Annotated in this window: 12 protein-coding genes; 9 read left to right on the forward strand and 3 right to left on the reverse strand. The window is 62.8% G+C overall.

Annotated features, from left to right (window positions below; genetic code table 11):
- Positions 1–50: 50 nt before the first annotated feature.
- Positions 51–803, forward strand: coding sequence for a glycosyltransferase family 2 protein (locus IPP90_09540; GenBank protein ID MBL0170959.1), 753 nt, complete (start codon positions 51–53; stop codon positions 801–803).
- Positions 804–810: 7 nt separating this feature from the next.
- Here the strand turns inward: IPP90_09540 and IPP90_09545 are convergent, their stop codons facing one another.
- The gene (locus tag IPP90_09545; protein MBL0170960.1) at positions 811–2235 is read right to left on the reverse strand and encodes a hypothetical protein; all 1425 of its coding nucleotides are present in this window, start codon (positions 2233–2235) and stop codon (positions 811–813) included.
- A 194-nt stretch (positions 2236–2429) separates the two neighbouring features.
- On the opposite strand from IPP90_09545, the gene IPP90_09550 reads away from it, so the two are divergent.
- Positions 2430–3701, forward strand: coding sequence for a DUF2029 domain-containing protein (locus IPP90_09550; GenBank protein MBL0170961.1), 1272 nt, complete (start codon positions 2430–2432; stop codon positions 3699–3701).
- Here the strand turns inward: IPP90_09550 and IPP90_09555 are convergent.
- Positions 3698–3943, reverse strand: a complete 246-nt coding sequence (locus IPP90_09555) for a hypothetical protein (GenBank protein ID MBL0170962.1) — start codon at positions 3941–3943, stop codon at positions 3698–3700. The genes IPP90_09550 and IPP90_09555 overlap by 4 nt on opposite strands.
- Positions 3909–5672 carry a hypothetical protein gene (locus IPP90_09560; GenBank protein MBL0170963.1) on the reverse strand — a complete coding sequence of 588 codons (1764 nt, stop codon included), beginning with the start codon at positions 5670–5672 and terminating at the stop codon, positions 3909–3911. Before IPP90_09560 ends, IPP90_09555 begins: the two co-directional genes overlap by 35 nt.
- Before the next feature lie 392 nt (positions 5673–6064).
- Here IPP90_09560 and IPP90_09565 point away from each other — a divergent pair, with 392 nt between their 5' ends.
- From IPP90_09565 to IPP90_09595, 7 genes are all read left to right on the forward strand, one after another.
- Positions 6065–6232: a Flp family type IVb pilin gene (locus tag IPP90_09565; protein ID MBL0170964.1), complete on the forward strand. Its 168-nt coding sequence runs from the start codon at positions 6065–6067 to the stop codon at positions 6230–6232.
- Between the two features lie 233 nt (positions 6233–6465).
- A complete protein-coding gene (locus tag IPP90_09570) occupies positions 6466–6951 on the forward strand; it encodes a prepilin peptidase (protein MBL0170965.1) in 486 nt (161 codons plus the stop codon).
- A gap of 8 nt (positions 6952–6959) precedes the next feature.
- Positions 6960–7382 (forward strand): pilus assembly protein, encoded by a 423-nt coding sequence (locus IPP90_09575; GenBank protein ID MBL0170966.1) that lies wholly within the window; start codon positions 6960–6962, stop codon positions 7380–7382.
- A 50-nt stretch (positions 7383–7432) separates the two neighbouring features.
- The gene (cpaB, locus tag IPP90_09580) at positions 7433–8362 is read left to right on the forward strand and encodes a Flp pilus assembly protein CpaB (GenBank protein MBL0170967.1); all 930 of its coding nucleotides are present in this window, start codon (positions 7433–7435) and stop codon (positions 8360–8362) included.
- 52 nt (positions 8363–8414) lie between these two features.
- Positions 8415–9584, forward strand: coding sequence for a pilus assembly protein N-terminal domain-containing protein (locus tag IPP90_09585; GenBank protein ID MBL0170968.1), 1170 nt, complete (start codon positions 8415–8417; stop codon positions 9582–9584).
- Between the two features lie 70 nt (positions 9585–9654).
- Entirely contained in the window at positions 9655–10806 is a 1152-nt protein-coding gene (locus IPP90_09590) for a P-loop NTPase (GenBank protein ID MBL0170969.1), read from the forward strand.
- On the forward strand, positions 10803–11309 hold a 507-nt coding region (locus IPP90_09595), incomplete at its 3' end, for a hypothetical protein (GenBank protein ID MBL0170970.1). The genes IPP90_09590 and IPP90_09595, both read left to right, overlap by 4 nt.

An 11309-nucleotide genomic window follows, 5' to 3' on the forward strand; every position in this document is an offset into this window, starting at 1 on the left:
CGCAATCGCTCGATGGTCAACTTCCCCCTTCGACGCCGCCGCACGGTCACATGTTACTCTCGCTGGTCATCCCCGTTTACAACGAAGCACCGCACCTTCGCGACGTGCTCGAGCGCCTGAGAACGGTGTCGTGGCCGTGTCCGGTGGAATACGTGCTGGTGGACGACTGCAGTCGCGACGGGTCGTGGGAAATCGTCGAGGAGTACGGCAAATCGCATCCGCTCGTCGCGATCCGGCAACCACAGAATTGTGGCAAGGGCGCCGCGCTGCGTCGCGGCTTCGAACTGGCCAGCGGTGATATCATCGCCGTCCAGGACGCCGATTTCGAGTATGCGCCGGAAGACCTGGTGGAATTGGTCAACGCGATCCTGCGCAATCGCGCCGACATCGTTTACGGCAGTCGCTATCGCAAGAACAGTCCCAATGTGCATCGGACGTTTCACTACGCCGTGAACCGGCTGCTGACCCTGACATCCAATCTGCTGAGCGGCCTTTACCTGTCGGACATGGAGACGTGCTACAAGGTCTTTCGCGCCGAGATTCTGAAACCGATCACCCTGGAGTGCAACCGCTTCGGATTCGAGCCGGAAATCACCGCCAAGATCGCCAAGCTCAAGGTCAGAGTGCACGAGTACCCGATTCAATATTTCCCGCGCAATTACCTCGAGGGCAAGAAGATCAACTGGAAGGATGGCGTGGCCGCCGTCTGGTTCATGCTGAAATTCAATCTCCGCGGGCAGAACGACCCGTCACTGCGCAACGTGCCGGAGAAATACCGAACCGCAAAGCGCGTGCGCCTGTAAGGCGGCGCTACCGGCGAATGAAGACAGCCCCGTCGTCGTCGCGATAGGTGAGCTGCCAGCCGGCATCGCTGGAGATTCGGGTCAGGAGTTCGGCTTGTTGCACGGGATACAGGGCGACCACTCGCACCTGCCAATCGTCGAGAATGCGCTGCCACCCCTCCCGTCCGTTGGAAACGTCGGCATAGCGCTTCCACACCTCGGCTGGAATGACCTCGATGCGTGAGTCTACCGCGACCGGATGATCGGGCAGGGCGTACTCGAACCACGATCCCCAGGCCTGGGCGTTGAACACGCGCGCGCCGGGTGACAAGGTGGTCGCCAGAGCACGGGTGATTCCCCACGGCGCTTCCGTAAGGAGTGCTCGCGGCACGGGCGCGGGTGTCCGATAGGGAACCCATCGCCCAAACAGCAGCAGCAACACGACCCCCAGCGTCCCGATAATGGCCGCGTTGCCACGGTTCACCGGGTCGATACGCGCCGTCGATTCACGACCGACCCGCGTACCGGCGAGAACGGTCGGCGCCACCATCGCCCACCAGGACACACCGCGGACCGACATCACCCCGATCAGAAAGAAGGACCCCAACGACAGCACCAGGGGCCACCTGAGTGGCGCGACATCGCGCGCCAGCAGCAGGGCCACGATCGGAACGGAGATCAGAAACGCCGCGCCGCTGAACGAGTCGATCGATGTCGGTTGCCACTCGGTCACCATACCGCGCACAGACGGGTTGCTGGAGAGTTCCCAGACGTAGCGCCACACGCGTGTGCCGAACGGATTCACCAGCGAGGCCGCGATGACGGCCAGACCGACCATCACCAGTCGCGGCGCGGTCGCCTGTTGCTGGTGGCGATCATCCAGCCACGCCAGGCCAATGAGCCCAACGGCCAGGAAGAACGTGCCGTGCAGGTTGGCCCATACCAGCACGAGTGGCACCAGCCACCAGAGCCGACCAGGGTGTGCGCGCCGGTCGGCGACGAGCCACAGCACCAGCGAGAAACAGGTGAGACCGAAGAGCTGCGGTCGCAGCTGCAAGGCAGGCAACAGCAGCATTGCGCTCCCAAGCGTCAACCAAGCCGCGCGACGTACGGCCGCGCCCTGTGCACGACACGTCGCGAACACCGACGCGAGCACGATCGCCGACAAGGCCGATCGCGTGAGCGCCAATGCCAGCCAGCCCCCCGTGTGGAAAACCTGTGCGAGCACGACCTGACTCAGCCACTGCTGATCGATCCACGGCACCCCAACGGCTGTGAACGTGAAGGGATCGGTGCGAAGCAATCGGCCGGTGTCGAGCATCATGGCCCCGGCGCGCAGGTGATACGCGAGATCCACCGATCCCATGCGCGCCGCAACCGTGAGCACGAGGGGCAGCACGAGTGCCGCGACCGCCCAGACGTGCGACAGTGGTACGCGCGAAAAACGTTCCATGACCGTCGGTGAACGACCGGGAGCCGCAGGCAACATTCGAAGAGATACGAAGCGATATGGGGAAGAAACGTGAACCACCGACGTTGCTCAGCGGACACTATGCTGCAGACGCGCCATGAGCCAGAGGCGCGAGGTGACGGGATTCGTCATTCGGCCCATTTGCTCACACTGTGCTTCCCGGCGAAGTTGTAGGCGTGCTTACCGGACCTCTGTCAGATCAGGACCCGCGTCGCGTGCCCGTGACGGTCGAACGTCGCGCCGCACGCATCGCGGGTTTCGTCCTGTTGATCAGCGCGGTGATATTCGCCGCGCTCGTCAGCAGGACCCCACGGCAGCATGGCGACTGGGGCACACAGGATTTCATCGAGTACTGGGCAGCCAATCAGGTGGTGGCCGCTCATGGAAATCCCTACGACGCGGTGCAGATGCTGGCGGTCGAACAGGCCTCAGGTCGCACCGACAGCATCCCGTTTATGATGTGGAACCCGCCATGGCTGCTGGTGCTCATGCAGCGGGTGCTCCGCCTCCCGTTTCCATCTGCCGCCGCCGCGTGGATTGGCGTGAACATCATCATGAACACCGTGGCGTGTGTGCTGATCGTGTCCGGCTACCGGCGATCACGACTCTCCGCGCCCGACATCGTCCCGGCGGTGCTGGCCAGTCTGCTCTCGGTTCCGATGGTGATGACCATCCAGCTGGGGCAGGTCAGCCTGCTGCTGCTGCTCGCGGTCGCACTTTTATACTGGGCCATGCGCGCCCGTCGCGACCTCATCGCCGGCCTGGCGCTGGCCATGCTTTCCGTGAAACCACACCTGTTTCTGCTGGTGGTGGTGCTGGTCGCCATCGAGGTGGTACGCGCCAGGCGATGGCGTCTGGTCGTTGGCGCTGTCGCCGGGATATCGGCCCTGCTGATTGCCGTGCTGCTTCGCGCATCGTCCCTGATGTCGAACTGGACGCATGGTCTGTCCGAACCACCCGCTGGCGCCCCAGCGGCCAGCACCTGGCGCACGCCGAACCTACCGAACGTCATTCGCGAACTCCTCGCGCAGTGGACCGGACACGGACCGTCCTGGCCCCTCACCGTCATTCCGTTGGTCGCCGCCGTGCTATGTGCGATCTGGTTGTGGCGGCGACCTCACGCACACGCCTTGGACGAGTTGTTGCCGTCGGTGTTGTGCCTGTCCGTGATTGCTGCGCCATTTGGCTGGACCTTCGACCACGTGGTGCTGGCGGTGCCTCAGATCATCATCCTCGTCCGCGCGTTTGCTGAAGTGAACTCGGTAGCGCGACGATGGATGCTCATCGGTGCGGTGACCACGTGTCACCTCGGCCTCGTGGTGCAGTCGCAGACCACAGGAACCGACTATTTCGGGTTCTGGTGGTTTCCACCGGCAGTGCTGGGAATCTGGGTGTTTTCGTCAAGGTTCATCTCGCTTGCGGCGCGAGTGGATTTCCCCTCGCGTTAGCGTTTCCGGCTCTCCTGCCGCCACTGCCACAGCACCAGCAAGAGCGCCGGCATATAGATCAGCCAGATCACCGACGGGGCGGCGGCGCGGACCACCGACTGCCCTTCACGCAGGAAGAGGTACCATGTCAGCGCCGCCAGTTGACTGCACCCTGTAAGGAAGATCGACTGCTTTCTGGTGCGCGGGATGAGCCAGAGGAGCAAGGTGTCATAGAAGAACAGCAACTGTGGAATGAGACTCATTGCCAGCAGGAGCCTTCCCGATGTACGTCTCCAGCCAATGGCCGACAACAATAACAGAAATCCACCGAACTGCTGCACCGGCTGGACATGCACGCGCGTATCCACCACATCGGCACGCAACACGTGCAACCAATGCGCCGGCCAGGCGGGAAAAACCAGCAAGCTCACCCCAACGAACGCCGTGGCGGAGACCGCCGCGCGCACACTCGGCCGGCGCGCGAAGAGCGCAAGTCCGATGTTGGGCTTCAGTGCCGCCAGCAGGCCTGGCCGAAGGCGCGAACGCCATGAGCATTACCAACGGCGAGAATTGCGCCAGCAGGGCCGTCAGCACGAATGAGGAACTGGCAAACACATGCACGCGCCAGAGTCCGTCGTGCGTGATGAAGAAGGCCAGCAACCCGGCGGAAAGGCCGAGGAAGATTGCCGACGCCACGCCGAGTGGCAGCGCGGCCAACGGCACCGCGGCCAGCACCGCGGTGAAGGGGTAGTACAGGGTGGTTTCCTTCGCCAATGCCTCGGCGCCGGTGCCCATCACCAGGTAGGGATTCTGCCCGTCGAGAAAGAGCCGGGCGGCCGCGTGCGGGAAATAGAAGTCCGCCAGCGACCCGGGACGGAGCGAACAGAGCCAGCAGAAGGCACCGCTAATCAGGCCGATGGCAATGGCTGTCCACACACGGTGTCGAAGCGCAACGGGCCGCGCATCCGGTGAGGGTTCATCGTCGTGGCTCAACACTCGCCAGAGCGCCACGGCCGTTGCGCGAACGTTCACGCGGTCGCCATCGCGCGTCGATCGTGCCACCAATTCCCACAACAGCACGGCCAGCGCCGGGAAGTACAGTGAATACGCATACGGCACGGCCTGCTCGACGTAATTCGCGTCGCCGCGGGCGACGACTCGCCACCACACGAAGAACACGCCGAAGCTCCAGATCGACATCAGCAAGGACTGTTTGAGCGTTCGCGGTACCAGCCAGAGCAGCAGCTGGTCATAGAAGAACAAGGCTTGCGGCACGATGCTCATGATCGCCAGCAGGCGCCCCTCCGGACGGCGCCACGAAAGCAGTGACGCGGCAAGCAGGAAGCCGCCGGGACGCAGCAACGGTACGAATTTCTCTTCGCGATGCGACACATTGGCCAACCATTCGATAGGCCAGCGCGGCATGACGACCAGGCTGATCACCAACAGCGCGATCGCGCCGAACACGGCGCGCCTTGATGGCCTGGCGCCAAATACCGCGAGCCCGATGTTGGGCTTGGCAGAGACGATGAAGCCGACGGTCGGAATGAGGGCGGCCGCGACCAGCATCGGCGACCATTGGCCCAGTGAAAGCGCCAACAGGAAGGGCGCCGACAAAAAGAGTGGCAGACGATCCGCCCCCGTCCGCGCCAGTCCATACGCGGCCAGTCCGGCGGACAGCCCGATGAAAACGCCACCGGCCACAGCCAGCGGCAGCAGAGCGAAGGGAATCAGGAGTAGCAGAGCCGGCAGTGGATACAGCGTGGGATCGTGACCAGGATTCGCGGGACCCTCGGCGATCACCGTGTATGGATCGCCGCCGTCGAGCAGGGTTCTGGCCGCCGACCAGTAGTGAAAGAAGTCCGAGGGGGCATCCGGGCGACTCAGGAAGACCCACGCACACAGGCCGCTCACGATGGCCGTGGCGAGCGCAATCTGGAGCGACCGCCGGGCCGCCAAAGGCCGCCCCGCGGTCCAGTCGCGGAGATTCACGGTGGATATCCAACTCGTCTTATCACTATCCATATTCTGGAAATCGCTTCTGTTCGTGTGGGATGAGATCGACAAGTGCGTGGCATGCACGCAACTATGGGCGAGCAAGCCTCACCAATGTGTCGTTCAAGAGAGGCTGAAAGCGGGAAGGGACTCAGCGCGTGGCTGATCGTCCAAAGGGTTCCGTAACACGTTGAATAGAAATACTTTAAATGGTATCGGACGAGGTCATTTGAAGGCGACTGACCGCGATCGATTGAGCGCACTGCATGGTATACGCTCGACTAGGTGCCACTGTCACGTTATTTGCTTCTAGGGGATCTAGATCGTTTGGACTAGCAAGAGCGCAGTAGTGACCGTCATTCGCCTTCATCACCTTCGGAGAACATCGTATGAACCTCGTTCGCAAGTTCCTCAAGTCTGACGACGCCATCGCCGTCACTGAGTACGCGCTCCTGATCGCGCTGGTCGCGGTCGTGCTGGTCGCGGTCGTGTTGGCGTTCGGCACCGGTATCAGCTCCTGGTTCAAGAAGAAGACCGATTCGATCACGACCGTCTAAGTCATCGGCCATCTGAATGAACGGCATTCGGAGGAGCGTTTTCCGGTAGATTCACCATGAATGTTGGACGAGGTGGTGCACTACTTTTCGAAGGTAGTGCACCACTCGTTGTTTCCGCCCTGACAGACACCGAAATTCGTCCCCGAGTCTTGGGGAACGCGGAGCAGCGCATTCGTATGTTTGGAGTGACCGCGTACGGCCCTTGGTGGGGAGCACTTTTTACCGGGTTGCTCTTGGTAGCCTGCGTCACCGACGTTCGGGCCCGACGAATCCCGAACGCCCTAGTGGTGGTTATCCTCCTCTCGGGCGTGGCGTTCTCTGTCTCGACGTGGCCGCTGTCGGTGGCCCTCCTCCGCAGTGTGGAAGGGGTCGGACTGGGCTTCGCCATCTGGGTCGCGTTCTGGCTGCTAGGGATGCTCGGTGCCGGAGACGTCAAGTTCTTTGCGGCGGCCGGAGCGTGGCTGGGACCGGGACCAACCTGGCGTGCCGCCTTGATCGCGGCGCTGCTTGGTGGCGTACTGGCTGTCTTCACGCTTTTGCGCCAGCGTCGTCTGCAGGCCGGAGTGGAGCGCACGGCTCTTGCGTTATCATCTCGCTCGTTGGGCGTCCTTGGTGCAACGGGCGACGACCGGCCGGGACTGAAACGGCACCTGCCGTATGGTGTCGCTCTGGCCGGTGGTGCGCTCGTGGCAGCGTGGTTTCCGAAAATCTTGGCATAGGAGCCGGTATGCGCTGGATGCGGAGTCGATGGCGTGCCTTTCGGAACCAGCAACACGGCGCCGCCGTTGTCGAGTTCGCGCTTGTCGTGCCCATCTTTTTCCTGCTGGTGTGGGGCGGGTTGAGCTTCTCACGGGCGTACCAGCGACTGAACGTCCTGACCGGCGCGTTGCGCGAAGGCGCCCGATACGGCGCGACATTGAGTGCCGGGACCATCGGGGCCGTAGAGGACTCTGCCAGAGCCCGAATCACTATCTATTCGACGGCCTTCGGATTTCCGGTGGACCCGAATCAGGTCACGGCAGCGCTGGTTGGCAACGAGGTGCGGGTCAGCGTCACGAATTACCCATTGTTCGCCGATCTGACCGGATTCAGCGTGCTCAGCACCATTACAGTCACTCGGCAGGCCATTTTTCGTTGGGAACGTTCGTAGAATACAATCGCATTGGGGCGTTCGTCGGTCTCCAGGAGACACCGTAGCACATGGCCATTCGCAGGTATTCATCTGTTCTGATCGCATCGCTTTTCGTCGCCGCCATCGCGACGTATTTGGTGTTTCGGTACATCAATGCCAGCACGGCGCGTAATCAGATCGCGACGCGCCCCGTGGTGGTCGCTGCCAAGGACATCGCCGAGGGTGCCGAAATCCAGGAAGCCGACGTACGCGTTGAGCAGTGGCCCGAACCCGTGGTTCCCGAGAACGCGTTCGAGACCCCCGTGCGGGTGAGCGGACGCGTGTCACATGTGGCCATCTATGCGGGCGAGGCAATCGTGCCGGGTCGGCTGGCTCCCGAAGGCGCGGCGCCAGGGCTGGAAGCCAAGATCACCCCGGGAAAGCGGGCGATGGGGGTGCGTATCAATGATGTGTCGGGCATGAACGGCATGATCCAGCCCAACAGTCGCGTGGACATCCTGCTCACCCTCGGGGCGAGCAGCACGGGTGAACCGCGATCGGCCAAGCTGTTCATGGAGAACATGCGCGTACTGGCCATGGGTGCTGAGGTGACCCGCGGGGCCGACGGACGCGTAACGCCAAGTGGAGTGGCCACGATTGAGGTGACCCCGGAAGAGTCGGAACTGCTGGCCGTTGCCACCGCGCGCGGACAAATCCAGCTCGTGTTGCGGGGATTCTCCGAAGCCGGTGATGCGAACGCCAGGAAGTCCAATACCAGCAACGCCGCCGCCATGTTGCGCGAGACGGTACCGACGCCGCCGCCGCCGGCCGCCCGTCCGGCACCGCGCACGTCGACACCGGCACCGCGGGCCGAACCCATTGTGCCATCGGTACCAGTCCCCGTGGTAAAGGCTCCCGCAGTACCGGATTCGCTGACCGTGCAGGTGTGGCGAGGGGCCAAACGACAGGATGAAAAGCTCAAGAAGGACACCATCAAACGCGACACAATCCGGCCCTGAACCTGACGCCGTCTGTTCGTCAGTCTTAGGCCGCACTGCACGGAGAAATCGCTTGACCACACCAATCATGAATCGACTACATCGGGTCGCGCGCCGCGTGGCTGTCCTGGCGGTGTTCCTGTTCGCCAATCCGGCGCGGGCCCAGCTGGCTGACACGCCCGTCAAACCGCTGTCGTTGTCTGTCGGCCGCGCTTATCCGCTACGCACCGACGAAAATGTCACCAAGGTGTCGATCGCACTGCCGGATATCGCCGACGTGGTGGTGATTTCCGCCCGGGAAGTCCTGATCAACGCCATGAAACTTGGCGAGACCGACGCCATCCTCTGGTTTGCCGACGGGACCCGCGCGCACTATCGGATTACCGTGCATTCACCGTCCGATCGCAAGCAAATCGCGATCGGCGTGAAATTCGCCGAAGTGCGTCGCGACGCGCTACGCAACCTCGGCGTGTCCGCCGTCTGGCGTGACAAGAGCACGCGCACCGGTACGGGCATCTTCAATACCGATCAACCCATCGACAGGACCACGGGCGACGTCACGCTGCCGTCGTCGGCACGATTCCTGACCGTGTTGTCCGACCTGGGCACGACCAGTGTGCTCGCCTTCCTCGATGCCGAAGAACAGCGCGGCAACGCACGCCTGTTGGCTGAACCCAACATCATCGCCGGCAATCTCGAATCCGCCTCGTTCCTCGCTGGCGGCGAAGTGCCGGTGCCCGTCGTGCAAGGCGGGGGCGCCGGGGGCGCCAACAACGGCATCACCATCCAGTATCGCGAGTTCGGCATACGACTGTCATTCGTGGCCGAAATCATCAGCGACAGCCTGATCAAGCTCATTTTTACGCCGGAAGTTTCGAGTCTCGATTTTTCGAATGGCGTGGTGCTGTCCGGGTTCCGCATTCCGGCATTTCGCACCCGTCGCATTACCAGCACGCTCGACGTGCGTCGCGATCAGAGTTTGATTGTGTCTGGTCTGTTCTCTGACGATGAGCAGAGGGTGCGCAGCGGCGTGCCCTTGCTCAAGGACATCCCCATTCTCGGTGCCTTGTTTTCGAGCTCATCCTTCCAGCGCAACGAATCCGAGCTGGTGGTGGTCGTGACGCCGGTCCTCATCGATCCGATGAATCCGCGTGAACAGGATCTGGTGCGGTCCAAACCGGATACGACACGACCGGCCATGGATGCGCTCAAGAAGCGTCTTCCGCCCACCAAGAAACCGTGATCGGCATTCGCATGGAGTTCGCTTGAGCCGTCAGGCCCTTGTCGTCGGAGCGTCCGCTGCGGACGACTCCGTGCTCGATTCGACGCTGCATCGATTTGGCTATGTCCGCATGCTACGGGCCGATTCCATGTCGCAGGCGATCGAGCGGCATGGACGAGTGCCGGTGGACCTGTTGGTGTTGCCACTCGACGACGTCGATGATGCCGGACTCGCGGCGATCGATCGCACCGTCTGGCGCGAACATGAACTGAGGGTCATCGCCACCGGTCCGGTTGCCGATCCCCGGTTGATGCTGCGCGCGATGCGCGCGGGAATCCAGGAGTTTCTCGTTCGGCCGCTCGTGGAGGAGGAGTGCCACAGCGCGGTCGATCGACTGCACAAGCGCGTGGACCCGGCCGAATCGAAGGGGCAGGTATTCGCCGTGTACAGCGCCAAGGGCGGCGTTGGCGTGAGTACCGTGGCCGTCAACCTGGCGAGCACCATTGCCACCCTGCATCCGGCGTCCCGCGTGTCCGTGGCGGATATTGGTGTCCCCGGCGGCGACGCCAGCATTCTGCTCAACCTGCGCCCCACCTACAATCTCGGCGACCTCGCCTCGAAGATTGATCGCCTTGACGATGAACTGCTGAACTCGGTGCTCACTCCGGCCGGTGATGGATTGTGGATGCTCGCCGCAACCGAGCGCCCGGAAGACGGCGAAGGCATCAGTGCGAAAGTGATTGCGACAGTGGTGGCGCAACTGCGATCCACATTTGCGTTCACCGTCCTGGATTGCGAGCACCAGTTGAACGACCGCACGTTGGCCGCGCTTGACGCCGCCGACCGCATTCTGCTGTTGACCGAACTGCAGGTGCCCGCCATGCGCTCGACGCAGCGGACACTGGGGATGTTCCGACGTCTCGGGTATCCCACCGAGAAGATTGCGGTGGTCATCAACCGCTACCGGTCGGGCGACGTGGTCTCGTCGGCCGAAGCGGCCGAAGTGTTCAAGGAGGAGATTTTCTTCAAGGTGCCGAACGACTACAAGATCGTCTCGGAAGCCGGCACCGCCGGCGTGCCGGTCGAAATCAAGGATCCCAATTCGCCGTTGACGTTCGCCTATCGCCAACTGGCGCAGAAGCTCGCCGGCGGGACCATCCCGTTCGCCGCACCGCACGCCGCCCAGAATGGATCGCGGGCTGGTCTGCGCGGCCTGTTTGCGCGAAAGAGAACCGGCGCATGACCCTGATGGATCGGTTGACCGGCCGCAAGTCGGCCGTGGTTCCGACACCGCGTGACCTGTCGGCCGTGGATACTGCGCCGACGGCGGGCATTCCAGACCCGCAACGACAGTCGACGTTCTTCGGCCGCGCGTCCACCGAAGCGGAACTGAGCGCGGTCGACAAGCTCAAGGTGGACATCCATCATCGACTGATTGCACGACTCGATCTGGAAGCCCTCGAGCACATGACCGACGAGGGGGAGATCACCTCGCAGATTCGGTTGGCGGTGGCGGATTTCCTGCGGACGGAAGTCACGCCGCTCTCACAGGCCGAGCGCGACGAGATTGTTGAGCATGTGGTGTGGGAAGTCGTTGGGCTGGGTCCGATCGAGCCGTTCTTTCGCGACCCCACCGTGTCCGACATTCTCGTCAACAACGCGCGCAATATTTTTGTCGAGCGGAACGGACGCCTCGCGCGCGTGCCGACGCAATTCCGGAACGATGCGCACCTGTTGGCGGTCATC

The sequence above is a fragment of the Gemmatimonadaceae bacterium genome (assembly GCA_016720905.1).
GTDB lineage: Bacteria > Gemmatimonadota > Gemmatimonadetes > Gemmatimonadales > Gemmatimonadaceae > Gemmatimonas.

What these genes read in the sequence shown, in the direction of transcription:
- IPP90_09540 (MBL0170959.1), top strand. Translation starts at nt 51, where the DNA reads ATGTTACTCTCGCTGGTCATCCCCGTTTACAACGAAGCACCGCACCTT.
- IPP90_09545 (MBL0170960.1), bottom strand. Translation starts at nt 2,235, where the DNA reads ATGGAACGTTTTTCGCGCGTACCACTGTCGCACGTCTGGGCGGTCGCG.
- IPP90_09555 (MBL0170962.1), bottom strand. Translation starts at nt 3,943, where the DNA reads ATGAGTCTCATTCCACAGTTGCTGTTCTTCTATGACACCTTGCTCCTC.
- IPP90_09565 (MBL0170964.1), top strand. Translation starts at nt 6,065, where the DNA reads ATGAACCTCGTTCGCAAGTTCCTCAAGTCTGACGACGCCATCGCCGTC.
- IPP90_09575 (MBL0170966.1), top strand. Translation starts at nt 6,960, where the DNA reads ATGCGCTGGATGCGGAGTCGATGGCGTGCCTTTCGGAACCAGCAACAC.
- cpaB (MBL0170967.1), top strand. Translation starts at nt 7,433, where the DNA reads ATGGCCATTCGCAGGTATTCATCTGTTCTGATCGCATCGCTTTTCGTC.